Raw genomic sequence first — 23,829 nt, 5'->3', positions numbered from 1 at the left:
GGCACGTGGATGGCAAAAGCGGGCCTGGCCATGCTCCCTCAACCGCGAAGGGGCGTGGCCAGTACCACTCCTTGGTACAACATCGAGCGGTGCACTGCATGCAACGCACCGCTCAAAAAAAAGCGCGCCACCGTGGAGGGTCGGTGGCGCGCCGGTGCTACATCAGAACTTGAAGTTCAGCTGGGCCTGATAACCGCGGCCGTTCTTGTAGAACGCCGTGGGGGTCGAGCGGGTGTTGCTGAACAGCCGGTAGGTGGAATCCAGCAGATTGGTCGCGCCGAAGGTGATGCCCATGTAATCGGTGATCTGATACGAGGCGGTCAGATCCAGCTGCTTGTAGCTGTCTGCGAAGTCCTGCGAGGCCAGGCGGCCGATCTGGGTGAAGTACTTGGAACGGAAGCTGTAGTTCACACGCACCATCCAGTCGCCATGCTCCCAGTACGGGATGATGTTGTAGGTGTCGCGAGACAGGTACGGCAGGTTCAGGCCCGAGCTCGAATCGGATTCGGCAAAGGTGTAGTTGGCCTGCAAACCGAAGCCCAGACCCAGCGACTGCTGGTAGTTCACCGACACGCCCTTGACCTTGGCGTCGGAGACGTTGATCGGCGAGGTCACCGTGTAGAGACCGGAGTTGCCGCTGATCGGATCGGTCAACTGCTGCTGGCTGGTGGTGTTGACGATGTAGGAGCTGATGTCGCGATAGAACACTTCACCGGACAGCATGCTGGACGGCGCGAAATACCACTCCGCAGCAAGGTCGTAGTTGGTGGACTCGTACGGCTTCAGGTCCGGGTTGCCGCCACCGGCGGTCAGGTTGCCGTTCGCACTGTTGATGCTGAACGTGCCGGCCAGATCGCCATAGCGTGGACGTGCGATCACCTTGGCAGCCGAGAAACGCAGCACGGCGTCGTCGGTGATGTCGTAGGCGATGTTGAAGCTCGGCAGCGCCTTGCGGTAGTCGTTGGTCTCGGCCACGCGCGAGTAGTTGGTGCCGCCATCGGCGGTCTGCCAGTACAGCGACTTGTCGGTGGTGTCGACCAGGCGCACGCCGACGTTACCGCGCCACTTGCCGGTCTCGTAATTCAACTGGGTGTAGAAGTTCTGCGTGATCTCCTTCACCTCGAATGAGGAGCCGTAATCGGGACGGTACGGACCCTGCGGCTGCGACAGCAGATAGTTGCGGATCGAGTTCAGGCTGGCGGTCGGCCAGGTGGTCAGGTCGCCACTTGCGCCCAGGCCGTCGTACAGACCGCTCGGGGTGGTGCCCGGGTTGAACTGGGTCAGCGAGATCGCATCGGTGGTATTGATGCGATTGCCGCGTGCGTCCACGCCGTTGTTGTGGTTGATGTACTTGTAGCCGAACAGCAGTTTGGTGAACGGGCCCAGCTCCAGATCGCGGGCCGCATCCCACTGGAAGTATTTCTCTTCGTCGGTGCTCTTCTGATAGAAGATGCCGCCGGCCTGCATCGCGCTGGAGTCCTGCGAACCGGCGGGCAGGCCGGCCGGCGAACCGGGCAGCGTCCAGTTCGAGGCGCCGCCGTTGTCGTAGTTCACCGCGGTGTTCTGACCATCGAAGGCGTAGTTATAGCCGCCGTCGGTCATCAGGAACTTCATCAGGTACTCGGGGTTCTTGCCGCCGGTGGCCTTGGTGTCGCCAACCTGGGTGGTGAACACCCACTTCTCGCCCGACCAGTCGTGACGCAGGTTCAGGCTCTTGGTGGTGACGGTGCTCTCGCGGTAGTTCGCGTCCAGCTGAGCGTACGGCTGCCCCGCGGCGCCATCGCCGAAGGTCGCCGAGGTGACCACGCCGTTCTGCACATTGGCGCTGGTGACCTTCTGCAGGTCGTTGTTGCAGGCCGGGCAGACGTAACGCGATTCGCTGAAGTTGTTGTACTTGCCCTTGATGTACAGGCCGGTCAGGTTGAATTCGTTCTGCTCGTTCGGCTTCCACTGCAACGCGCCCTGCACGCCGCTGCGTTCGCGGGTCTGCTGGAAGAACGCGCTGTTGATGCCGGCCGGTACACGGGCGGTGGCGACATCGCTGCCGTCGCCGGTGATGGTGGCGCTGGCGGGAATGTTGGCGCCGGTGGTGTAGCCGAAGTATTCGATACCGGCGCGTGCCAGGTCCTGCTTGTCATGCGTGGCGGAGATCAACGCGCCGAAGGTCTCGTCGTCGTTCTTCCAGCTCCACAGCGCCGAGCCGCGCGGATTGCCTTCTTCCGAACGGTCGTTGTAGTTGTAGCCGACCGAGCCGCGGATGGTGTTCTTGGGCAGGTCCAGCGGCTTGCGGGTGTGCACGATCACGGTGCCGCCGATCGAGCCTTCGTCGATGCGCGCTTCCGGGGTCTTGTAGACCTCCATCAGGCCGATGATTTCCGGCGACAGCAGGGTGTAGTTGAAGGTACGGCCGCTGGTGTCGGTCGGGTTGCCGCCCCAATCGCCCGAGGCGATGGTCTGGCCGTTGAGCAGCACGCGGTTCAAGGCCGGGTCGGTGCCGTTGATGCTGACCTTTTCGCCTTCGCCGAACTGGCGGTCGACGCTGATGCCCGGCAGGTGCGACAGCGATTCGGCGGCATTGATGTCCGGGAACTTGCCGATGTCTTCGGCGCTGATCGCATCGACGATCGAGTTGGCCGAGCGCTTGACTGACTGGCTCTTCTCCAGCGATGCGCGATAACCGGTGACGGTGATGGTATCCAGCTCGGTGGTCGCCGACGGCGTGGCGGCAGGAGCCTGTTGTTCTTGTCCGGCAGCCATTGCAGAGCCGGAGCAGTACAGAGCGGCGGTAATACAGAGTGCTAACGTCGTGGTGCGGCTGTGCATGGCTAAACCTCGTTGGTTAGTGCTGTGAGCGCGCCGCCTCTGGAAGGCGTCACGCGCTCGGCGTGGCCGGCAAAACAACACGCCCTGACCGATCGCGGTGATCGCACTGGCACGCGTCGCGAGAGGCGGGCCCGGGTGATTCGCGTGGTAGAGGAGGTGTCCCCCGTGTGGTGAAGCGGTAGAGCGAATGCGACTTCAGCGAGTCGAACATCGGGTGATGTCCCGCTCACGAATCTGGAATGCACCGGCGAGGGAGTAGCCCGTTCCTGAGTACCGAACAGTCCATGGCCCCTCCTGCCAGAACCCCGATTTGGATCGAGTCTCGCGTAGCGTTGACAGCGTTGTCAACACATCGTCACAGATCTCTGAAGCGGCTGCGATTGCGCTGCAATGCAGCATTTCTCCGCGATGCCATGCACTGCGCCGATACCGTTGCGCAATGCGCCGTCGGCGGCTCGCGGTTTTGATCAGCTGTTTCTATGCGGAATGGCGCTTGTGCAAATGGCGGGTGCCGTTTTGTGCTGAAATCGCTGTCGCAAACGTGGAATTTGAGTGAATGATGAAATTGGCGGCATCCTGTTTAAATCGTGATCGCCACGGTTGCGTTACAGGGCGATTACTGACAACGTTGTCTACCCCGTTACCGTTCGTCGGACAATGGGCATGACGCCAGCCCGCGGCCACTTATCAGGAGAATGCGTGAGCGCAAGCAGTCCAATGGAAGCGGTGGCCTTTCCGCGCCCCGACACCTTCGTTGCCGCAGACGTGGGGGGGACGCATGTGCGTCTGGCGCTGGTGTGCGAAAGCCCCGATCCACGCCAACCGGTCACGGTGCTGGACTACCGCAAGTACCGGTGTGCCGACTACCCGGGCCTGGCCGAGATCATGGCCGCGTTCTTTGCGGAGCTGGGCTGCGCGCCGGTGCAGCGTGGTGTCATCGCCAGTGCCGGGTATGCGCTGGAAGACGGCAGCGTGATCACCGCCAACTTGCCGTGGGTGCTGGCGCCCGAGCAGATCCGCCGCCAGCTCGGCATGCAGGCATTGCATCTGGTCAACGATTTCGAAGCGGTGGCGCATGCGGCCAATTACATGGTCGGCAATCAGGTCCTGCAGTTGTCCGGCCCGCCGCAGGGTGCGCCGGGTCCGGCGCTGATCCTGGGCCCGGGCACCGGCCTGGGCGCGGCGTTGTGGATTCCCAACGGCGCCACCCCGGTGGTGTTGCCGACTGAGGCCGGCCACGCCGCGCTTGCTGCCGCCAGCGATCTGGAAGTGGCCTTGCTGCAGGAGTTGCGCCGCACGCGCACGCATGTGGCCACCGAGCACCTGCTCTCCGGCCCGGGCCTGTTGAATCTCTACACCGCACTGGCCGCGCTGCGTGGCGTGCCGGCGCTGCATGCCAGCCCGGCCGATGTCACCGCCGCCGCGCTGGCTGGCGAGGACGTGCTGGCACGCGATGCGCTACAGGCGTTCTGCGGCTTCATGGGCAGCGTGGTCGGCGACATGATGCTGCTCTATGGCGTGCGCAGCGGTGTCTATCTGGCGGGTGGATTCCTGCCGCAGATCGCCGCATTCGTGGCCGCAAGCGATTTCGTCGCACGTCTGCTCGACAAGGGCGCATTGCGTCCGGCGCTGGAGCAGGTGCCGGTCAGCATCGTCGAGCACGGCCAGCTCGGTGTGATCGGCGCGGCCAGCTGGTTCCTGCAGCACGGCCGCTGAGCGCCCGCGCAGCGCCAGGTGCAGCAGTCTGGCTGCACCAAACCGATCAACTCCACATCCGGTAGGAGCGCACCCGGGCGCGACGAGGCATTCCCGATAACGCCCGGTCGCGCCCAGGTGCGCTCCTACGAGTCGGCGCGCGTCTAGGGCCGGGACGCTGTGGACGGAGCCATCGACATGCAGCGGACGACGCAACGCCGGGCAACTCCACATCCCCCGTAGGAGCGCACCCGGGCGCGACGAGGCATTCCTGATAACGCCCCGTCGCGCCCAGGTGCGCTCCTACGAGTCGGCGCGGGTTTAGGGCCGGGACGCAGTGGACGGAGCCATCAACATGCAGCGGACGACGCAACGCCGGTCAACTCCACATCCCCGTAGGAGCGCACCCGGGCGCGACGAGGCATTCTCGATAACGCCCGGTCGCGCCCAGGTGCGCTCCTACGATGGCGTGGCGCTATAGGTCACCGAACCGCGACTGCAGCGCCGCAATTGCCGCCAGCCCCGCGGTTTCGGTACGCAGAATGCGTGGCCCCAGTTGCAGGCCGCTGAAACCGGCATCGGCGAGGGTGGCGCGATCGCGCGGCGACCAGCCGCCTTCCGGGCCGATCGCCACGATCACATGCGGTTGCGCACCCAGCGCCAGGCTGCCCAGGCGATGCTCGCCGTGCGGGTCCAGCGTCAGCCGTAGCGCCTGCGGGTCGCTGGCCTGCGCCGCGTCCAGCAGGCCGTGCGGCGCAGCGACCGTGGGAATGCGCGCACGCCCGGACTGCTCGCAGGCCGACACCACCACGCTGCGCCAATGCGCCAGGCGTTTTTCCATGCGCGCCGGATCCAGCTTGACCTCGGTGCGCTCGGCGTTGACCGGCACGACCGCCGTCACCCCCAGCTCGGTGGCCTTCTGCAGGATCAGATCCATCTTCTCGCCGCGCGCAATGCCCTGGATCAGGGTGATCGACAACGGCGACTCGTTGCGCAGCGGCTCGGCACGTTCCACCAGTGCGCGCGCCTCGCGTTTGCCGGCCAGGGTGATGCGCGCGTGGTAGTCGCTGCCGTCGCCGTTGAACAGTACGCAGGCATCGCCCTCGCGCAGTCGCAGCACACGCAGCAGGTGATTGGCCGACTCTTCCGGCAGCGTCACCTCCTGGTCGCAGTGCAGCGGCAGTGCGACATGGGAGCGGGTCAGGCGCATGCAACGGCCTCCTCGATGGCGTGGCGGGTGGTCGCAGCCAGCAGCGCAAGTTGCGCGTCGTCCACGCAATACGGCGGCATCCAGTACAGCACGTCGCCGAGCGGGCGCAGCACCACGCCCTTGTCGAGTGCGGCGCGATAGGCCTTCAGGCCCACCCGCGCCGCAGACGGAAACGGCGTGCGCTTGTCGCCGCCCTGCGTGAGTTCGAACGCCACGATCATGCCGGCCTGGCGCACGTCGGCCACCGCGGGGTGTTCGCCGATCTGCGCAGCCAGCGTGGTCATGTGCGCGGCGGTGCGCTGGTTGCGCGCAATCACATCGTCGTCTGCAAAGATCTGCAGGGTTGCCAGCGCGGCGGCGCATGCCAGCGGATTGCCGGTGTAGCTATGCGAATGCAGGAACGCACGTTCGCGCGAGTCGTCCAGGAACGCCGCGTACAACTGCTGCGTGGCCAGCACCGCCGACAGCGGCAGGAATCCGCCGGTCAGCCCCTTGGACAGGCACAACAGGTCGGGCATGATCCCGGCCTGTTCGCAGGCGAACAGGCTGCCGGTGCGACCGAAGCCGGTGGCGATCTCGTCGGCGATCAGGAACGCACCATGCGCATCGCATAGTTCGCGTGCGCGGCGCAGATAGGCCGGGTGATACATGCGCATGCCGCCTGCGCACTGCACGCGCGGCTCCAGGATCAGCGCGCAGATTTCGTCGGGCGATTGTTCGAACACCGCCTGCAGCGCATCGGCCGCCTGCAGTGCGTAGTCTTCCGCGCTCTGTCCGGGCTCGGCCAGGTAGGCGTCGGGCGAGGGCGCAAAGATCGACTCCAGCAGCAACGGCGCATACACGCGCCGATACAGCGGGATGTCGCCGACCGACAGCGCGCCGATGGTCTCGCCGTGGTAGCCGTTTTCCAGCGCGACGAAACGCGTGCGGCGGTGCTCGCCGCGGTTATGGAAATAGTGGAAGGCCATCTTCAAGGCCACTTCCACGCCGGCCGAGCCATTGTCGGCATAGAACACCTTGGACAACGGCGCGCGGCCGGCCTGGCGTGGCGCGATCGCCAACAGGCGCTCGGCCAGCTGCACGGCGGGCGCATGGGTGAAGCCGGCCAGCATCACCTGCTCCAGTTCGCCAGCCTGGCGCGCGATGGCCGCGCCGATGCGCGGTTCGCTATGGCCGAACAGGTTGGTCCACCAACTGCTGACCGCGTCCAGGTAGTGGCGACCGTCGTGGCCGATCAGCCACGCACCGTCGCCACGCGCGATCGGTACCAGCGGAAGTGTGTGCGGGTGCTCGCGCATCTGCGTGCAGGGGTGCCACAGCACGGCAAGATCGCGTTGCCGCCAATGTTCGTCAGCTTGGGAGGCTGCCGGGTCTGCTAGGATTTCGGGCTCATGAACATGTCGATGCATACGCCTATTCTATCGGTCGGCCCCGCCGCTGCGTGCGACGCATGAGCCCGCGCCTGCCGACCATCCACAAGATCACCGATCTGGGCGACGGGCCGTTCCGTCGCCAGCAGCTGGATCTGGAATTTTCCAACGGCGAGCGTCGCCTTTACGAGCGCCAGCTCAGCCAGGGCCACGGCGCGGTGGTGGTGGTGCCGATGCTCGACGCACAGACCGTGCTGCTGGTGCGCGAGTACGCTGCCGGCGTGCATCGCTACGAGCTGGGTCTGGTCAAGGGCCGCATTGATGCCGGCGAAACGCCGGAGCAGGCCGCCGACCGCGAGCTCAAGGAAGAAGCCGGTTACGGCGCGCGCCAGGTGCAGGTGCTGCGTGCGATGACGCTCGCTCCTACTTATATGAGTCACCAATCCTGGTTGGTGCTGGCACGCGACCTCTATCCCGAGCGCCTGGTGGGCGACGAGCCGGAAGAGATGGAGGTGGTGCCCTGGCCGATCGCCCGTCTGGACGAATTGATGCTGCGCGAAGATTTTTCCGAAGGCCGCTCGCTGGCCGCCTTGTTCATTGCGCGCGAGTGGCTGGAGCGCAACCCATGATCCGCATCCCGATGGAACTGCGCGAAACCGTGATCGCCATCGCCCGCGAGGCGGGGGCGGCGATCATGGATGTCTATGCGCAGGATTTCGCGGTGGAGATCAAGGACGACGCCAGCCCGCTGACCCAGGCCGACCTTGCCGCCAACCGTGTCATCGTCGAAGGCTTGCGCCGGGTCACCCCGGACGTGCCGGTGCTGTCGGAAGAATCCGCGCACGTGGCCTGGGAAGACCGCCAGTTCTGGACCAGCTACTGGCTGGTCGACCCGCTCGACGGCACCCGCGAGTTCGTCAAGCGCAACGGCGAGTTCAGCGTCAACATCGCCCTGATCCATATGGGCGCACCGGTGCTCGGCGTGGTGCAGGCGCCGGTCGATGGCCGGGTCTGGTACGCCGCACGGGGCGAGAACGCCTACCGCCGCGATGGCGACCGCGACGAGATGCTGCACACGCGCACGCCGGCGGCCACGCCGCTGCGGGTCGCCGCCAGTCGCTCGCATCGCGATGCGCGCACCGCCGCCGCGCTGGAGCGCATGGGCGAGATCGATGTGGTCGCGCAAGGCTCGTCGTTGAAGTTCTGCCGCATCGCCGAAGGCGACCTGGACGTGTATCCGCGCTTCGGCCCCACCTCCGAGTGGGACACCGCAGCCGGCCAATGCGTGCTGCACGCCGCCGGCGGTGTGCTGCTGGCCGGCGGCACCGGCAAACCGTTCCGTTACAACCGCCGCGACACCTTGCTCAATGGCGATTTCATCGCGCTGGGCGATCCCAATCTGCCGTGGCGCAGCTGGCTGGTGTGAGCACGGCCGACCGCCGCTTGCGCGCTCGCCGGTTGGATCCGGCAGTTGCGCGCAATCCCGATGCAGTCATGTCCAATGCGGTCCCTGCCCATCGCCTGCCGACAGGTGACCCGGCACGTGCCCGCGGCATCGCCCGGGCACGCCACTCCACTGCACCACACCTGCCAGGAACACACCATGTCTCAGTCCCCGCCGACCGGCGACCTCCAGCGCCTGCTGCAACTGATGGCGCGCCTGCGCGATCGTGAGCACGGCTGTCCGTGGGATGTGGAGCAGACCTTCGCCAGCATCGCGCCGTACACCATCGAAGAAGCCTACGAAGTTGCCGACGCCATCGATCGCAACGACCTGCCGGCTCTGCGCGACGAGCTGGGCGACCTTCTCCTGCAGGTGGTCTTCCATGCGCAGATGGCCGCCGAGCAGGGCGTGTTCGGATTCGCCGACGTGGTCGCCACGCTCAGCGACAAGCTGGTGCGTCGCCACCCGCACGTGTTTGCCGAGCAACGTGCCGACGATGCGCAGGCGGTAAGCGCCAACTGGGAGCAGATCAAGCGCGACGAACGTCGCGCGGCGGGCCATCAGGACGACTCCGCACTTGCCGGCATCGCACGCGGCCTGCCGGAATGGCAACGCTCCACCAAGCTGCAGGCGCGTGCGGCGCGGGTCGGCTTCGATTGGCCCGGCCCGGCCCCGGTGCTGGAAAAGCTGCAGGAAGAAATCGAGGAACTGCGCGTGGAGTTCGCGCGTGGCCCGGTCGCCGACAACCAGGCGCGGCTGGAAGACGAGCTCGGCGATGTGTTGTTCGTCTGCGCCAACCTGGCGCGCCATGCCAGGGTCGACGTGGGTGCAGCGCTGCGCCATGCCAATCTCAAGTTCGAGCGCCGCTTTCGCGCGATGGAAGCACAGGCACAGGCGGACGGCACCTCCCTGGCTGCGCTGTCGCTGCAGCAACAGGAGGCGCTGTGGCAACAGGTCAAGCGCGGCGAACGCGGCGGTGATCCGCCCGCTCTGGGTCAGCCTGCCGCAACGCCTGTCACTGACGCGCCCGCGGCCGGTGAGCAGGCGCGCGACACTGCGGAGCTGCAGCAGGCCGACGCTGGCAAGCAAGGCGTCGACAAGCCCGGCCGCGCATGACTGCTGCACCGACCACGCTGTTGCTGTTCGCGGCCACTGCCGTTGCCGAGCTGGTCGGTTGCTACCTGCCGTATCTGTGGCTGCGCAAGGGCGGCAGCATCTGGTTGTTGCTGCCGACGGCGCTGAGCCTGGCCGTCTTCGTCTGGTTGTTGAGCCTGCATCCCGATGCCAGCGGCCGGGTGTATGCCGCCTATGGCGGGGTCTATATCGCCAGTGCGCTGCTGTGGCTGTGGTGGGTGGACGGGGTGACGCCGACGCGTTGGGATCTGCTGGGCGCAGCCTGCTGCCTGCTCGGCATGGCGATCATCATGTTTTCGCCGCGCGGCGCCTGAGCGCGCGCTCGCAGCAACGTCTGCACTTTACAAAGCGCGGTCGCCTGCGCGTTGCGGCGTGCTGCGCAACGCCGACACGCTGCCCGAGGTGGTCAGCCACAGCGCCGCATGCAGGGTCGTGACCGCCGTTGCCGAAGGTAGGGCGCGCAGTGGGGACAGGTGGCGCTAGGGCATACTCAAGCCAAGGATCGACTCGTCATCGCAAGGGGCTGCTCATGTTTCCGACTTCTTTCTTGGCCATCGCCGTTCTGGTCGCTGGCGTCATCGTGTTGTTCAAGACCGTGCGCATGGTGCCGCAGGGCTTTCAGTGGACGGTGGAGCGCTTCGGCCGCTACACCCACACCATGAGTCCGGGTCTGCACTTTCTGGTGCCGGTGGTCTACGGCGTGGGGCGCAAGATCAACATGATGGAGCAGGTGCTCGACGTTCCCAGCCAGGACGTCATCACCAAGGACAACGCGGTGGTGCGCGTGGATGGCGTGGTGTTCTTCCAGGTGCTCGATGCCGCCAAGGCCGCCTATGAGGTCTCTAACCTGGAGATCGCCTCGATCGCGCTGGTGCAGACCAACATCCGTACCGTGATCGGCTCGATGGATCTGGACGAATCGCTGAGCCAGCGCGAGACCATCAATGCGCAGCTGCTCAGCGTGGTCGACCAGGCCACCAATCCCTGGGGCATCAAGGTCACCCGCATCGAGATCCGCGACATCCAGCCGCCGCGCGACCTGATCGACTCGATGGCGCGGCAGATGAAGGCCGAGCGCGAGAAGCGCGCGCAGATCCTCGAAGCCGAGGGCTCGCGCCAGTCGGAAATCCTGCGCGCCGAAGGCGAGAAGCAGGCCGCCGTGCTCGAGGCCGAAGGCCGCAAGGAAGCCGCGTTCCGCGACGCCGAGGCGCGCGAGCGTCTGGCCGAGGCCGAAGCCAAGGCCACCCAGATGGTCTCCGATGCGATCGCCAACGGCAGCGTGCAGGCGATCAATTACTTCGTCGCACAGAAGTATGTGGAGGCGTTCAAGGCGCTGGCCACCGCGCCCAACCAGAAGTTCGTGCTGATGCCGATGGAATCCAGCGGCGTCATCGGCTCGATCGCCGGCATTGCCGAGCTGGCCAAGGAAGCGCTGAACAAACCCGACGCGAGCCATGTGCGCGTGCCGCCGATGCCCCCGCGCGTGGGAGGTTGAGCCATGCGTTGGGACGTGGTGGCCTGGGCGGTGCTGGCGTTGCTATTGATTGCTGCCGAGACGCTGGTGCCCGGCGCGTTCCTGCTGTGGATGGGCATTGCCGCCGCAGCGGTGTGCGTGCTGGTGCTCGCGTTGCCGGGCATGTCGCTACTGCTGCAGATCGTTGCCTTCGTGCTGCTGAGTTTCGTATCGGTGCAGGTGTATCGCAGCTGGTTCCGCGGCAAGGGCCGGCAGAGTGATCGGCCCCTGCTCAACCGACGTGCCGAGCAGTTGATCGGTCGCTGCGTAGTGCTCGACCAGGCGATCCAGGAGGGGCGCGGCCGTGCCAAGGTCGACGACGCGTTCTGGGTGGTCAGCGGCCCGGACCTTCCGGCCGGCGCGCCGGTGCGTATCGTCGGTGTCGATGGCATGACCTTGCAGGTGCAGGCGGCCGGTTGATCGGGCAGGGCACGCGTCGTGCCCATGCAGCGATGCTGCAGCGCGGCGCGATAGGGCGCGGCCAGGTCCAGGTGTCGGCGGCGCGTTGCCGCATCGCCTGCGCCGTTTCCCCAGGCACGGCCGGGCGGCGATAATGGTGCTCTTTCCCTTGGACCGGTGCGCATGACCCAGAAGACCATCCTCAACGACACCCATCGTGCGCTCGGCGCCAAGATGGTCGACTTCGGCGGTTGGGACATGCCGATCCATTACGGCTCGCAGCTGGACGAGCACCACCAGGTGCGTCGCGACGCCGGCATGTTCGATGTCAGCCACATGACCGTGGTCGACCTGCACGGTCCGCGCGTGCGCGAGTTCCTGCGCTACCTGCTGGCCAACTCGGTGGACAAGCTCAAGGTCTCCGGCAAGGCGCTGTACACCTGCATGCTCAACCCGCAGGGCGGGGTGATCGATGATCTGATCGTCTACTTCCTGCGCGAGGACTTCTTCCGCCTGGTGGTCAACGCCGCCACCCGCGAAAAGGACCTGCAGTGGATCGGCGAACAGGCCGCAGCCTTCCAGGTGCGCGTGGAAGAGCGCGGCGACTTTGCGATGATCGCCGTGCAAGGGCCCAACGCGCGCGCCAAGGTGATCGAACTGGTGGATCCGGCCGATACCGTAGCGGCGAGCAAGCTCGGCCGCTTCGCTGCGCTGCAGACGCGTTCGCGCGATGGCGTGGAACTGTTCCTTGCGCGCACCGGCTACACCGGCGAAGACGGTTTCGAAATCGTGTTGCCGCAGGAGGCAGCAGTGGCGTTCTGGAACGCGCTGCTCGCGCAGGGCGTCAAGCCGGCCGGTCTGGGCGCACGCGACACCTTGCGTCTGGAAGCCGGCATGAATCTCTACGGCCAGGACATGGACGACACGGTCAGTCCGTACGAGGCCGCGCTGGCCTGGACGATCGCCCTGGACGACGGCCGCGACTTCATCGGTCGCGCCGTGCTCGAGTCGCAAAAGGCGCAGGGCGCACCGCGTCAGCTGATCGGTGTGGTGATGGACGAGAAGGGCGTGCTGCGGCATGGCCAGACCGTGCTTAGCGCCAGCGGCGAAGGCGAGATCCTGTCCGGCACCTTCTCGCCCACGCTCGGCAAGGCGATCGCGTTCGCGCGCGTGCCGGCCGGCAGCATCGACGCGCTGCGCGTGGACATCCGTGGCAAGCAGGTGCCGTTGCGCGCGGTGAAGTTTCCGTTCGTGCGCGACGGCCAGGCGCAGCCTGGCGTCCTCGGCGAATGAGTCAGACCTCTGCCGGGCGTGCAAACGTCCGGCAGCGTGCGACATCCATCGCCACCCACCGGCCGATACGCGCGTGCACCTGTGTTGTCGTGCGGTCTAAACTAGCCACCTGTCCCCAACCCAACAGTTTCCCCGGAGCACACCCATGAGCGAGATCCCTGGCGACCTCAAGTTCCTCAAATCCCACGAGTGGGCCCGCGTCGAAAGCAGCGGCCGCGTGACCGTCGGCATCTCCGACCACGCGCAGGGCTTGCTGGGCGACTTGGTCTACGTCGAACTGCCCGGCGTCGGCGACACCGTGCAGGTCGGTACCGGCGCGGCGGTGGTGGAGTCGGTCAAGGCCGCCTCCGACGTCTACAGCCCGGTCAGCGGCACCGTCGTTGAGGTCAACAGCGCACTCAGCGACAAGCCGGAAACCATCAACGAAGACGCCTACGGCGAAGGCTGGATCTTCGTGGTCGAACTCGACGACAAGGAAGAGCTCAACGACCTGCTGTCGCCGGACGACTACGCCGAGCTGCTGGAAGACGACGCGCACTGACCGCGCCTCGCCCGTCGCACACCCGGATGGCCGCTCGTTGGAGCGGCCATTTTTTTGTCTGCGTGGCGATGGCCGCGCGCCGATCCCGCCTGCCGATGGCGTGCGTCCTGCCGCGCTGCACGCGTCCGGCCGGTGCCGGCTGTCGCTCGCAGTCGAAGCCTTTGCCAAGTTCGACGACCGCGCACTCGCCAGCGGCATGCGCGCGCGACATCGTCGACTGCGTTGCGACCGTCGTGGTGTCGGATTTCCGACGTGAGCCGGTCGTGAGGAGATGGCGTGCAGCCGGTGAAAAATATTTGCAGCGTCGCCTGCATCCAACCTTGGACACGGTGCGCAATGCATGCCGTTGGCAGTGCACGCGGATGCACGCGTGGGTCGAAAAATGCGCAATAAGTTTGCGCATTTTTGCTTGTGCGAGGCCTTGGGCAAGCTTGGTCGATAAAAAATTTTCAGCTGGCGGACAGGCGGCGCGTACCGCGGCGAGCAGGCGTGCGCTGCTACGTCGGTGCAGTGGGCAACAGCGTGCGCGTCTGCATCGCAAAAAAAAAACAGCACAAAAGAAGTGCTTTTTTGAAAACGTCGTTGCGCCGCTGCATGCCAAGGTCAGCGGCGCGCGCCATCGCACGGCGTCTTTGGACACGCTCGACGGGACGCGCCGCGACGAGGCGTTGAAAAAAAAATGCAAAAGAGTGTTGACAGTAAAAAAAAGCGTGATTAGGTTTCGCCCAGCAGACGTTGCTGCGAAAGAGAGTGAGCAGAATCGACATCAAGCCGACACGCTTGTTCCCGATGTCCACCGAAGCGCTATCCACGGTGGAGTTGGGTCCGCTTCTCTCCGAAAAAGCAGCAGTCGCTCCGATCACGCACCCGCGTCGCTGTTCGACGCGGGTGTTTCTGTATCCGTCCCGTCGCGCATTACCTGCGGACGGTTCCCGACGACGGCGTGCCGTTGCGGGGTTTGCTTCAACTGGGCGTTTCACCTCCATAGTTCACTGACGAGGAGCCAATTACATGGCCACTGCAAAAGCTGCGAAAAAGAAACCCACTGCCAAGAAGGCAGTGAAGAAGACTGCCGCCAAGAAGGCAGTCAAGAAGGTCGCCAAAAAGGCAACCGCCAAGAAGGCAGTGAAGAAGACTGCTGCCAAGAAGGCCGTCAAGAAGACTGCAAAGAAGGCAACCGCCAAGAAGGCAGTGAAGAAGACTGCAAAGAAGGCAACCAAGAAGACTGCCGCCAAGAAGGCAGTGAAGAAGACTGCAAAGAAGGCGACCAAGAAGACTGCCGCCAAGAAGGCCGTCAAGAAGACCGCCAAGAAGGCAGTAAAGAAGACCGCGAAGAAGGCAGTTGCCAAGAAGGCGACCAAGAAGTCCGCCACCAAGAAGACTGCCGCCAAGAAGCCTGCTGTGAAGAAGGTCGCCAAGAAGAAGCCGGCCGTTCGCAAGAAGAAGGCCGCTCCGGTCGCGCTGCCCGCAACCCCGGCGCCGCTGATCTGATCTGCACCACCCGATCGCCGTAAACATCGAGCTCTCTCCCCGACGCCCAGCGGGGAGGGAGCTTTTTTATTGACGTGCCCAGGGCGTCCGTGATCGAGGAAGTCCCGGTCGCACGCAGGCAGCCGAAGCTATCGCCGCCGGATGCATTGCGCTGTGCGTGACGGGATGTCAGGCCGGGACGTTGTGGCTATCGCCACACTATCGCCGCTTCCCACCCGCCACCCGCTTTCTCCGGTCCAACGCTAGCAATGGGCTGGGCCGCTGCGCCGCCCGCCCAACTGACCATCGTCTGTCCCGATCGGTCGTGTCGCCATCGATTGGCCTAGCGGTGCGGTGTGTTGGTCGTGCCAAGCGGGGGTAGATGCATTGGGCTGTATCGTGGGCAGCCACGCTCTCGCTTTTCAGTCAGATCTGGCGCGCGCACTGGGCAAGGTGACTCAGACCTGCGCCTGCCATGACCGTCATCGCATGGCCATGGAGCGATGTCCGGCTCCCGGCCACCGATGTTGATATGCCCGACTCGATTCTGCAGGCCGGAAACGACACAGGCGGCCGAAGCCGCCTGTGTGCGAGGTCGCAGCAACGCCAACTCAGCGCGGCGATGCCACCGACTTGCCCGACGAGGCACCCTTGCCGGCAGGGTCGGGGCGCTCGGCCAGCATGTTCTCGCTGCCGAAGTCGCCATCCACATCGATATCCAGCCAACGCTTGGCGGGCAGGCCCAGCGCACGATCCAGAATGGTCGGCAGCATGCCGGAAGGCAGGCCGCTCTCGCCGTTCCACATGATCGCAATGCCGAGATCACGTTCGGGCAGCAACGCGACCAAGCCGCGATAGCCTTGCACTGCGCCGGCATGGAAGACGACCTGATGGCCGGCGTAGTCGAACACGCGCCAGCCCAGCGCGTAGCTGGCAGCGTCAACACGCTCGTGGCGCCAACCCGAGCGCATCTCCCCTGGCGTGGAGATCAGCGGCGCGTGCAGCGTCGCCAGCAGCGGCGCAGGCAGCACGTCGGTGCGGTGGCCGGTGTGCGCGAGCAGCCACTGCGCCATGTCGCTGGCGCTGGCATTGACGCCAGCAGCGGGGGCCAGACGGTAGTAGGTCGGCTTGGGCGTCAACGACACCCAGCCATTGCGGCTGCGCACATGCGGGCGCGCCCAGCGCGGGCTGGCCTGGATACCGGCCAGTCCCATGCTCGCATCGTTCATGCCCAGTGGCTTGAAGATGCGGCGCTCCACCGACTGCTCGTAGAAGCTGCCGGACGCAGCGAACACCACATCGCCGACCAGGCTGAAGGCCACGTTCTGGTACGCATAGCAATCGCCGGGCGCGCAGCGCAGCGGTGCGGCGGCAAGCTTGTGGCTGAGCGAGTAGTAGTCGACGTTGGATTCGATATCGTTGTCGTAGGCATTGCGGGTCAGCCCGACGCGGTGGCTCAGCACCTCGGCGACGGTGAGCTGCCGGGTGGCGACGTCATTGCTGAGCTGGAACCCAGGCACGTAGTCCACTACCTTGCTGTCCCAACGCAGCACGCCGTCGTTGACCAGTAACCCGGCCATGGTGCCGGCGAAGGCCTTGGACAGCGATGCCAGACGGAACACGGTATGCGCGTCGACCGGCTGCGGGTGATTGACGTCGGTGACACCATAGCCGCGCGCGCTCAGCACCTTGCCGCCCTGCACGATCGCCATCGCCATGCCGGGCAGGCGATTGCCGTAGGTCAACTGGTTGGCCATCGATTCGAACGTGGCCACATCGAACCCGGCCGCCGGGGCCAGCACCTGGCTGGCCGGAAGCGACGCGCGGTATTGCAGCGGGGCGGTGGGCGACTGCACGACGGTGGCCGGCTGCAGCGCAGAAGCAGCCGGCGCGGGTGTCTGCGCGGTGGAAGAGAGGGCCAGAGGCAATAACGCCCCGAGCAGCCCGATGGCCAACGGTCGGAACCGTCGGCGCCTGCGCATTTGAGTCATGGTTGTCCCGCCTGTTCCACTGCCTCCGACGATTCTAGCGCCGCGCTTTGCAATAGCACAAACTGCCGGAAGATGAATGGGCATCGTGTTGATCCTATTGATGATTTTAGGTTCATAAATCGAACTGCCAGGACCCTCTGCAACGCAATCGGGAGCCCGTGCGGAGACAGCTGCAAGCGGCGTGCCGTCTCCGCAGGCAATCGATTTAGTCGGTGCCGCCCGCTGCTGCTGGTGATGCAGCGCGGCATCGGCTAACTTGCGCGCTTGTTTCGCGGGTGTTGCCGCTGCCATGTCCTTGCTGTCGCGCTCGTCGATGCGAGCGAGCCTTACCCGATGACCAGCCTGTCTTCGCCGCGCTCTGCGGCTGGCCGTCTGAGCGTGGCATTGCGCAGCTCGCCGCCGCTGGCGTGGTCGTTCCTGTATTTCTTCTGCCTGCTCAGCGGCTACTACGTGCTGCGCCCGGTGCGCGAGGCGATGAGTGCGTCGGCGGATGTGGAAGCGATTTTCCCCACCGGCATGATCGCCTTCTTTGCCACGCACGGCATACCGCTCAAGGATTTCACCCTGCAGGTGCTGTTTACCTGCACCTTCCTGATCATGGTGTTGCTGCAGCCGGTCTACGGCGCGCTGGTCAGTCGCTACCCGCGCCGGGTGTTCCTGCCAGCGGTGTATGGCTTCTTCATCGCGACCCTGTTGCTGTTCTACGTATTGTTCGACAGCGGCGTGCCCGGGCGCGGCCTGGCGTTCTTCCTGTGGGTGACCGTCTTCAACCTGTTTGCGGTGGCGGTGTTCTGGAGCTTCATGGCCGACGTCTTCGGCAATGCCGAAGCGCGCAGCTACTACGGTTACATCGGTGCGGCCGGCACGCTGGGCGCGTTTCTCGGGCCGATCCTCACCCGCACGCTGGTCGAGCGCATCGGCATCGCGCATCTGATGTTGGTCTCGGCCGGGTTTCTGACCGTGTGCGTGGTCTGCGTGCTGCGTCTGCGCCTGTGGGCGGTTGCGCGCGAGCAGGAGCGACAGCTGGGCTCCGGCGAGGTGCCGATGGGCGGCGATGTGCTGGGCGGGCTCAAGCTGATCGTGCGCGAGCCGTTGCTGCGCTGGCTGGCCTTCATGGTGCTGTTTGGCGTGGGCGTCGGCACCTTGCTCTACAACGAGCAGGCAGCGTTGGTACGTCGGCTCTACACGGACGCAGCGGCGGCCACCGCCTATTACGCCAGCATCGACCTGGCGATCAACGCGCTTACCCTGGTGTTGCAGCTGCTGGTGACGCGCGCGCTGCTGTCGCGTTTCGGCATCGCACCGGCGCTGTTGATTCCGGGCGTGGCGATCACGCTGGGCTATGCCGTGCTGACGGCCTCGCCGCTGCCGATGATGCTTGCGATCGTGCAGGTGATCACCCGCTCCAGCGAGTTCGCACTGGCCAAGCCGGCGCGCGAGACCTTGTACACGCGGGTGGATCGGGAATGGCGTTACAAGGCCGGCGCGGCGATCGACACCGTGATCTACCGCGGTGGCGATCTCACTTTCGTCTGGGTGCACAAGCTGGTGTCGGCATTCGGCTCCAGCGCGGTGTTCGGTGTCGGTCTGCTGGTGGCATCGGGCATGACCCTGGGCGCGTTCGGCCTGCTGCGTGAGGCGCGCAAGCTGCCCGCAGAGCGCGATGCGGAGACTGGCAATCAGGTCTCCGACTAGGAGCGGTCAACAAGCGGCCTGGCTGCAGGGCCCTTGCCCGCCCACCCTCGCGGGACACGCCGCAAGTACGTCCTTGTAGGCTCTTACGCGGCATCCATGCCGCATAAAGGCCCGCGACGGTGAGCGGGCAAGGACCGGTCGAGATGGTCGGTGTGCACTGGCAAGCAGGGCATGACATGCATTAGCGATGCCGCTGTCTGGACTAGCCGCTTTTGCCTTTGGGAGAGCGTGGCGAGCAGATAGATCAGGCCATTGCAGGACACGCCGCCGATGTCCGCAATCGCGACGCTCCGATCATGCATGCAGGTCCTGCACATCCCCCGTCTCTTGCCGGCGTGCCGGGTTCCGTCGCCTGTTCCGAGCAGCAGGGCCGCAATCGCAGCTATGCTGGTCGCCACATCCATCAGGCCGATCCGCCATGTCCCTGTTCGCCATCGTTGCCGGCCTGTGCGTCGCTCTGCTGCACGTCTACATTCTGGTCTTGGAGATGGCGTTGTGGACGCGGCCGCTGGGCCTGAAGACCTTCCGCAATACTCCCGAGAAGGCGCAGGCCACGCGCGTGCTCGCGGCCAATCAGGGCCTGTACAACGGCTTCCTGGCAGCGGGCCTGTTCTGGGGCGCGTTGCAGGCCCGCACCGACGTGCTGGGCTTCTTTCTGGGCTGTGTCGTCGTGGCAGGCTGCTATGGTGCCTACAGCGTCAACCGCCGCATCTTTTTCGTGCAGGCCTTGCCCGCGCTGATTGCCCTGGCGCTGCTGTGGTTGCCGCGCTGAGGCCGTGTGCTCGCTTCCTGTAGGAGCGGGCCTGCCCGCGATGAGGCGTTACCGGTAGAGCTTCATCGCGGGCAGGCCCGCTCCTGCTAGGTGTCCACCGGATTGCAGTTGCTGGGAACTGGTCGAAGACGCTGACGGCAGGCAGCGCAGTTGCGATGCTCGGCCTCCACCACGGCCAGTCTCCAAAAACGACAACGGCGGGCCGAAGCCCGCCGTCGTCTGCCGTCACTTGGCCTGCGCCTTATGCCGCTTCGCGCGGCTGCTGGGCCTGCGGCTTGTCGTAGTAGCTGGCCGCACGCAGTTCGTGCGGGTCGAAATCGTCCACGGTGATGGTGTCCATCATCATCTCGCGCAACTCTTCCAGCTGCCTGCGCTCGTCGCCGGTGATCACGCCTTCGGCCACGGCTTCGTCCAGCTGCGCGGTGAAATCCAGCGCCTCGATGCCCTTGGTCTTGAGCGCCTTGAGGAACTTGCGCTCCACCGGCTCGGCCAGCACGGCCTTGGCCAGATAGCTGGCGATACGTCCGCCCGGATTGTTGGCGCAGGGGGTCAGAAACACGCCCTGGCCCAGACGGTCGCGCGCTTCGTTCGGCGTCATCAGGATCGATGCCACGCGGTGTCCCAGCCGGTCGCCCGGTGCTTCGGCACGACGGCCCAGCGGGAAGATCAGCACCCACATCAGCCAGCCCACCGGACGGATCGGGAAGTTGCGCAGCGCCGCAGACAGCGCGGTTTCGATCTTGTGCACGCTGTCATGGAACGCCCAGGCCAGCAGCGGCTGATCGGTCGCCGGCGCGCCTTCGTCGTGATAGCGCTTGAGCATCGCGCTGGTCAGGTAGATGTGGCTCAGCACATCGCCCAGACGGCCGGACAGTGATTCCTTGAACTTGAGCTTGCCGCCGAGCATCAGCATCGACACGTCGGCCATCAGCGCCAGGTTGGCGGAATAACGATCCAGCTTGCGGAAGAAGCGCCGCGTGTATGCATCGCCCGGCGCTGCCCCGATGCGCGCACCGGTCAGCCCGAACCAGAACGAACGCACCGCATTGGAGATGCCGAAGCGGATATGCCCGAACAGACTCTGGTCGAACTCTTCCAGGCCACGACGCGTGTCCGGATCCTGCGCCGCCTGCATTTCCTTCATCACCCACGGATGGCACAGGATTGCGCCCTGCCCGAAGATCAGCAGGCTGCGGGTCATGATGTTGGCGCCTTCCACGGTCACGCCGATCGGTGCCGCCTGCCAGGCACGGCCGGCGAAGTTGCGCGGCCCCAGGATGATGCCCTTGCCGCCGATCACATCCATCATGTCGCTGACCACTTCGCGGCCCATGGTGGTGCAGTGATACTTGGCGATCGCCGACGGCACCGATGGCACATCGCCACGGTCCACCGCCGCAGCGGTGGCCTGCGACAACGCGCTGATGGCATAGGCCTTGCCGCCGATCCGCGCGAGCGCTTCTTCGACGCCCTCGAAGCGTCCGACCGACAGGCCAAACTGCTTGCGAATACGCGCATACGCGCCGGTGACCACGGCGGCATACTTGCTGCCACCGCTGGCCGTGGAGGGCAGGGTGATCGAACGGCCCACCGCCAGGCACTCGTTGAGCATGTTCCAGCCCTTACCGACCATCTCCACGCCGCCGATCAGCTGGCTCAGCGGGATGAACACTTCCTCGCCGTGGATCGGGCCATTCTGGAACGGCGAATTGAGTGGGAAATGGCGACGGCCGATTTCCACGCCGGGGGTCTCGCGCGGCAACAGGGCCAGGGTGATGCCGATGTCCTTCTTGTCGCCGATCAGGCCATCCGGATCGTAGGCGCGGAATGCCAGGCCGATCAGCGAGGCCACCGGCGCCAGGGTGATGTAGCGCTTGTCGAAGGTCAGCTTGACGCCGAGCACGTTGGCGCCATTCCATTCGCCCTTGCAGACGATGCCGTAGTCGGGGATCGAGGTCGCATCGGAACCGGCGAACGGACCGGTCAGGCCGAAACACGGCACTTCTGCGCCGACCGCCAGGCGCGGCAGGTAGTAATCCTTCTGTTCCGGCGTGCCGTAATGCAGCAGCAGCTCGCCCGGCCCGAGCGAGTTGGGCACGCCGACGGTGGAGCTGACCACGCTGGAGATCGAGGACAGCTTCTGGATCACCTTGTGATGCGCCAGCGCACTGAAGCCCAGCCCGCCGTACTGCTTGGGAATGATCATGCCGAAGAACTTGTTCTTCTTGATGTATTCCCACAGCTCCGGCGGCAGGTCGGCGTGGACGTGGGTGATCTCCCAGTCGTTGACCATCCTGCACAGCTCTTCGACCGGGCCATCTAGGAAGGCCTGCTCTTCGGCGCTCAGTTGCGGCTTGGGATAGTTGAGCAGCTTCTGCCAATCCGGGTCGCCGGTGAACAGTTCGCCTTCAAAGCCCACCGAACCCGTTTCCAGCGCGATGCGCTCGGTCTGCGACAGCGGCGGCAGCACCTTGCGGAAGAAGCCCATCAGTGGCGTGGTCAGCAGCGGCTTGCGCAGGAACGGCAGCAGCACTGGCGCGGAAATCAGCACCACCAGCACGGCAGCGACGATGGTTGCGGTGAGATTGGCACCCAGTAACCAGCAGGCCACCAGCACACAGGCGCTCAGCGCGACCCAGGTGGCAAGGCGCATGCGGTGATAGGCAGCGATGCCCGCCGCCAGGATGACGAGGAGGAACGGTGCAACGATGCTCATGGTCTTGCTCCAGTGACATGCTCGGTAATGTTGGACGCTGCGATGGTGCCAACCGGGGGCAGTGCGTCCAGATAATGCAACACGGTTGCGGTAAACGTGGTGTTGTCGTCGCCGGCCAGCATGTGCGTGGCATCGGGCAGATGCACGTGCTGCGCATGCGGCGCGATCAACAGGAATTCCTTGATGGTGTCCGGAGTGACCAGGTCGCTGCGACCGCCGCTGATCAGCAACATCGGGCAACGCGTCCGCGCGGCGGCGTCCAGCAAGGTCTGTTGTTGTGCGTGCGGATCCCGTCCCGCCGGTTCATCGACCAGCCGCGGGTCCCAGTGCCAGTGCCAGCGCCCGTCTGCGCGCTGCCTCAGCAAGGCCTGCAACTGCTCGGCCGTCTTACGTGGGCGCTGTGGCAAATAGGCGGCAATCGCATCGGCGGCGGCATCCAGCGATGCAAAGCCATCTGGATGTGCGGTCATGAAACGCAGGATGCGCTCCACGCCCGCGGTGTCCCAGCGCGGCGTGATGTCGACCAGCACGATCGCGCGAAACAGACCTGGCCAGCGCGCCTCGGCAAGCAGGCCGAACAAGCCGCCCATCGATGCGGCAACCAGCACCGGTGGCTCGGCCTGCTCGCCTGCCAGCACGATCAGGTCATCGGTGAACTGCGTGGCCGAGTAGGGCAGGTCTGCGTCGTTGAAACCGGAATCGCCATGGCCGCGCGCATCGTAGGCCAGCGCCCGGTAGCCAGCTTCGGCCAGATGGACCGCAGTGCTTTCCCACGCGTGCCGGGTTTGTCCAAAGCCATGTGCCAGCAGCACCGTCGGCGTGTGGTCCGCGCCCCGCACCGACACCGCAAGCGATGTCTCGCCAGCGTCGATGCGCGAGGTAGACACACGGTGGGCGAGGCTAGGAGAAGAGGTGACCATACCTCATGGTATGGACCTGTCTGGGTGGCTGTCAATACTCCTTGGTATGGACGGTTAAGCCATTGAATCGTGGCAGTTGTGTGTCCTTTTTGTGATGCATACTGCAACTGACTCAAGCGTATGGTTAAATCGCGGCAATGAATGACATCACCGACCCAAGCCTCACCACGCCCCGCGCCACGTCCGGTCGCGGCAACCGCCTCAGCGCGGACGATTGGGCGCAGGCCGCACTGGACCTGATCGCCGAACAAGGGGTGGGTGCCGTCGCGGTGGAGCCACTGGCACGCCGTCTCGGGGTGACCAAGGGCAGCTTCTACTGGCATTTTCCCTCGCGCGATGCCTTGCTGCAGGCAGCCCTGGAACGCTGGGAAATCTTCGAACAGAAGGAAGTATTCGGCAGCCTGGAGGACGTGCCCGACCCCAGCGCACGCCTGCGCGCGCTGTTTCAACTGGTCGCGCACGAAGTCAAGCCGCACGTCATCTACAGCGAACTGCTCAAGGCACTCGATCACCCGGCCGTGCGCCCGGTCATCGACCGCGTCTCGCAGCGCCGTCTCGACTACCTGATCGCCTCGTTCCGCCAGGCCGGCCTGAGCCGCACCGATGCCCAGCACCGCGCCCGCCTGGCCTACGCTGCCTACGTCGGTTTCCTGCAGCTCTCGCTGCAACTGCAGCAACCCAAGCAAGCCCGCGAAGACTTCGAGGCTTACGTCGAGCATGTGATTCAGACGTTGATTCCGGGATAGGCTTCAGTCGTCCGGCATAAGCTGATGTTCGATCGTTGAGCAAAAAAAAACCGCGACTCTTCCGAGTCGCGGTTTTTAATTTACGTATTACTTAAGC

The 23,829-nt window shown here is 65.3% G+C and carries 20 protein-coding genes; 13 read left to right on the top strand and 7 right to left on the bottom strand.

Features of this window, described 5'->3' with window-relative positions; translation table 11 throughout:
- Window positions 1–162: 162 nt before the first annotated feature.
- A complete protein-coding gene (locus AC06DU_RS14885) occupies window positions 163–2,823 on the bottom strand; it encodes a TonB-dependent receptor (protein WP_154832429.1) in 2,661 nt (886 codons plus the stop codon).
- Window positions 2,824–3,540: 717 nt separating this feature from the next.
- On the opposite strand from AC06DU_RS14885, the gene AC06DU_RS14880 reads away from it, so the two are divergent.
- Window positions 3,541–4,539, top strand: a complete 999-nt coding sequence (locus AC06DU_RS14880; protein WP_184456977.1) for a glucokinase family protein — start codon at window positions 3,541–3,543, stop codon at window positions 4,537–4,539.
- Between the two features lie 454 nt (window positions 4,540–4,993).
- On the opposite strand, the gene AC06DU_RS14875 is transcribed toward AC06DU_RS14880, so the two are convergent.
- Together AC06DU_RS14875 and bioA are read right to left on the bottom strand one after the other, a co-directional pair.
- On the bottom strand, window positions 4,994–5,728 hold the full coding sequence (locus AC06DU_RS14875; protein ID WP_478202720.1) for a 16S rRNA (uracil(1498)-N(3))-methyltransferase: 735 nt from the start codon (window positions 5,726–5,728) through the stop codon (window positions 4,994–4,996).
- Entirely contained in the window at window positions 5,719–7,137 is a 1,419-nt protein-coding gene (gene bioA, locus AC06DU_RS14870; RefSeq protein ID WP_184378934.1) for an adenosylmethionine--8-amino-7-oxononanoate transaminase, read from the bottom strand. The genes AC06DU_RS14875 and bioA overlap by 10 nt, the downstream gene beginning before the upstream one ends.
- A gap of 41 nt (window positions 7,138–7,178) precedes the next feature.
- Between bioA and nudE the strand changes: the two genes are divergently transcribed.
- From nudE to gcvH, 8 genes are all read left to right on the top strand, one after another.
- Window positions 7,179–7,727, top strand: coding sequence for an ADP compounds hydrolase NudE (nudE, locus tag AC06DU_RS14865; protein ID WP_016905001.1), 549 nt, complete (start codon window positions 7,179–7,181; stop codon window positions 7,725–7,727).
- A complete protein-coding gene (gene cysQ, locus AC06DU_RS14860) occupies window positions 7,724–8,524 on the top strand; it encodes a 3'(2'),5'-bisphosphate nucleotidase CysQ (protein ID WP_016905000.1) in 801 nt (266 codons plus the stop codon). Before nudE ends, cysQ begins: the two co-directional genes overlap by 4 nt.
- 177 nt (window positions 8,525–8,701) lie before the next feature.
- Window positions 8,702–9,658 carry a nucleoside triphosphate pyrophosphohydrolase gene (mazG, locus tag AC06DU_RS14855; protein WP_478202719.1) on the top strand — a complete coding sequence of 319 codons (957 nt, stop codon included), beginning with the start codon at window positions 8,702–8,704 and terminating at the stop codon, window positions 9,656–9,658.
- A complete protein-coding gene (locus tag AC06DU_RS14850) occupies window positions 9,655–9,990 on the top strand; it encodes a YnfA family protein (RefSeq protein ID WP_024939264.1) in 336 nt (111 codons plus the stop codon). Before mazG ends, AC06DU_RS14850 begins: the two co-directional genes overlap by 4 nt.
- Before the next feature lie 215 nt (window positions 9,991–10,205).
- Window positions 10,206–11,171 carry an SPFH domain-containing protein gene (locus AC06DU_RS14845; RefSeq protein ID WP_024939263.1) on the top strand — a complete coding sequence of 322 codons (966 nt, stop codon included), beginning with the start codon at window positions 10,206–10,208 and terminating at the stop codon, window positions 11,169–11,171.
- 3 nt (window positions 11,172–11,174) lie between these two features.
- A complete protein-coding gene (locus tag AC06DU_RS14840) occupies window positions 11,175–11,609 on the top strand; it encodes an NfeD family protein (RefSeq protein ID WP_104568142.1) in 435 nt (144 codons plus the stop codon).
- 162 nt (window positions 11,610–11,771) lie between these two features.
- A complete protein-coding gene (gcvT, locus tag AC06DU_RS14835) occupies window positions 11,772–12,881 on the top strand; it encodes a glycine cleavage system aminomethyltransferase GcvT (protein ID WP_039526065.1) in 1,110 nt (369 codons plus the stop codon).
- Between the two features lie 145 nt (window positions 12,882–13,026).
- A complete protein-coding gene (gcvH, locus tag AC06DU_RS14830; RefSeq protein ID WP_024939260.1) occupies window positions 13,027–13,422 on the top strand; it encodes a glycine cleavage system protein GcvH in 396 nt (131 codons plus the stop codon).
- A 497-nt stretch (window positions 13,423–13,919) separates the two neighbouring features.
- Here gcvH and AC06DU_RS14825 read toward each other — a convergent pair whose 3' ends face one another.
- On the bottom strand, window positions 13,920–14,219 hold the full coding sequence (locus tag AC06DU_RS14825) for a hypothetical protein (protein ID WP_167337516.1): 300 nt from the start codon (window positions 14,217–14,219) through the stop codon (window positions 13,920–13,922).
- A 214-nt stretch (window positions 14,220–14,433) separates the two neighbouring features.
- On the opposite strand from AC06DU_RS14825, the gene AC06DU_RS14820 reads away from it, so the two are divergent.
- The gene (locus AC06DU_RS14820) at window positions 14,434–14,913 is read left to right on the top strand and encodes a hypothetical protein (protein WP_039519650.1); all 480 of its coding nucleotides are present in this window, start codon (window positions 14,434–14,436) and stop codon (window positions 14,911–14,913) included.
- Window positions 14,914–15,503: 590 nt separating this feature from the next.
- On the opposite strand, the gene AC06DU_RS14815 is transcribed toward AC06DU_RS14820, so the two are convergent.
- The gene (locus AC06DU_RS14815) at window positions 15,504–16,883 is read right to left on the bottom strand and encodes a serine hydrolase domain-containing protein (protein ID WP_478202718.1); all 1,380 of its coding nucleotides are present in this window, start codon (window positions 16,881–16,883) and stop codon (window positions 15,504–15,506) included.
- A gap of 333 nt (window positions 16,884–17,216) precedes the next feature.
- Here AC06DU_RS14815 and AC06DU_RS14810 point away from each other — a divergent pair, with 333 nt between their 5' ends.
- Window positions 17,217–18,578 carry an NTP/NDP exchange transporter gene (locus AC06DU_RS14810; protein WP_102251537.1) on the top strand — a complete coding sequence of 454 codons (1,362 nt, stop codon included), beginning with the start codon at window positions 17,217–17,219 and terminating at the stop codon, window positions 18,576–18,578.
- A 418-nt stretch (window positions 18,579–18,996) separates the two neighbouring features.
- Window positions 18,997–19,350: a DUF1304 domain-containing protein gene (locus AC06DU_RS14805; protein WP_046343744.1), complete on the top strand. Its 354-nt coding sequence runs from the start codon at window positions 18,997–18,999 to the stop codon at window positions 19,348–19,350.
- A gap of 241 nt (window positions 19,351–19,591) precedes the next feature.
- Here AC06DU_RS14805 and AC06DU_RS14800 read toward each other — a convergent pair whose 3' ends face one another.
- Together AC06DU_RS14800 and AC06DU_RS14795 are read right to left on the bottom strand one after the other, a co-directional pair.
- The gene (locus AC06DU_RS14800; RefSeq protein WP_478202717.1) at window positions 19,592–22,066 is read right to left on the bottom strand and encodes an acyl-CoA dehydrogenase; all 2,475 of its coding nucleotides are present in this window, start codon (window positions 22,064–22,066) and stop codon (window positions 19,592–19,594) included.
- Window positions 22,063–22,986: an alpha/beta fold hydrolase gene (locus AC06DU_RS14795; protein ID WP_478202716.1), complete on the bottom strand. Its 924-nt coding sequence runs from the start codon at window positions 22,984–22,986 to the stop codon at window positions 22,063–22,065. The genes AC06DU_RS14800 and AC06DU_RS14795 overlap by 4 nt, the downstream gene beginning before the upstream one ends.
- Before the next feature lie 137 nt (window positions 22,987–23,123).
- On the opposite strand from AC06DU_RS14795, the gene AC06DU_RS14790 reads away from it, so the two are divergent.
- Window positions 23,124–23,732 carry a TetR/AcrR family transcriptional regulator gene (locus AC06DU_RS14790; RefSeq protein WP_016902764.1) on the top strand — a complete coding sequence of 203 codons (609 nt, stop codon included), beginning with the start codon at window positions 23,124–23,126 and terminating at the stop codon, window positions 23,730–23,732.
- Window positions 23,733–23,829: the final 97 nt, after the last annotated feature.

It is taken from the genome of Xanthomonas sp. NCPPB 3200 (genome assembly GCF_056393585.1).
Note: the sequence above shows the minus strand (reverse complement) of the source record. Positions and strands in the feature narration are given on the sequence as shown.

Coding starts and splice junctions, on each gene's coding strand:
- AC06DU_RS14885 (WP_154832429.1), bottom strand. CDS start 2,823: ATGCACAGCCGCACCACGACGTTAGCACTCTGTATTACCGCCGCTCTG.
- AC06DU_RS14880 (WP_184456977.1), top strand. CDS start 3,541: ATGGAAGCGGTGGCCTTTCCGCGCCCCGACACCTTCGTTGCCGCAGAC.
- AC06DU_RS14875 (WP_478202720.1), bottom strand. CDS start 5,728: ATGCGCCTGACCCGCTCCCATGTCGCACTGCCGCTGCACTGCGACCAG.
- bioA (WP_184378934.1), bottom strand. CDS start 7,137: ATGCATCGACATGTTCATGAGCCCGAAATCCTAGCAGACCCGGCAGCC.
- nudE (WP_016905001.1), top strand. CDS start 7,179: ATGAGCCCGCGCCTGCCGACCATCCACAAGATCACCGATCTGGGCGAC.
- cysQ (WP_016905000.1), top strand. CDS start 7,724: ATGATCCGCATCCCGATGGAACTGCGCGAAACCGTGATCGCCATCGCC.
- mazG (WP_478202719.1), top strand. CDS start 8,702: ATGTCTCAGTCCCCGCCGACCGGCGACCTCCAGCGCCTGCTGCAACTG.
- AC06DU_RS14850 (WP_024939264.1), top strand. CDS start 9,655: ATGACTGCTGCACCGACCACGCTGTTGCTGTTCGCGGCCACTGCCGTT.
- AC06DU_RS14845 (WP_024939263.1), top strand. CDS start 10,206: ATGTTTCCGACTTCTTTCTTGGCCATCGCCGTTCTGGTCGCTGGCGTC.
- AC06DU_RS14840 (WP_104568142.1), top strand. CDS start 11,175: ATGCGTTGGGACGTGGTGGCCTGGGCGGTGCTGGCGTTGCTATTGATT.
- gcvT (WP_039526065.1), top strand. CDS start 11,772: ATGACCCAGAAGACCATCCTCAACGACACCCATCGTGCGCTCGGCGCC.
- gcvH (WP_024939260.1), top strand. CDS start 13,027: ATGAGCGAGATCCCTGGCGACCTCAAGTTCCTCAAATCCCACGAGTGG.
- AC06DU_RS14820 (WP_039519650.1), top strand. CDS start 14,434: ATGGCCACTGCAAAAGCTGCGAAAAAGAAACCCACTGCCAAGAAGGCA.
- AC06DU_RS14815 (WP_478202718.1), bottom strand. CDS start 16,883: ATGACTCAAATGCGCAGGCGCCGACGGTTCCGACCGTTGGCCATCGGG.
- AC06DU_RS14810 (WP_102251537.1), top strand. CDS start 17,217: ATGACCAGCCTGTCTTCGCCGCGCTCTGCGGCTGGCCGTCTGAGCGTG.
- AC06DU_RS14805 (WP_046343744.1), top strand. CDS start 18,997: ATGTCCCTGTTCGCCATCGTTGCCGGCCTGTGCGTCGCTCTGCTGCAC.
- AC06DU_RS14800 (WP_478202717.1), bottom strand. CDS start 22,066: ATGAGCATCGTTGCACCGTTCCTCCTCGTCATCCTGGCGGCGGGCATC.
- AC06DU_RS14795 (WP_478202716.1), bottom strand. CDS start 22,986: ATGGTCACCTCTTCTCCTAGCCTCGCCCACCGTGTGTCTACCTCGCGC.
- AC06DU_RS14790 (WP_016902764.1), top strand. CDS start 23,124: ATGAATGACATCACCGACCCAAGCCTCACCACGCCCCGCGCCACGTCC.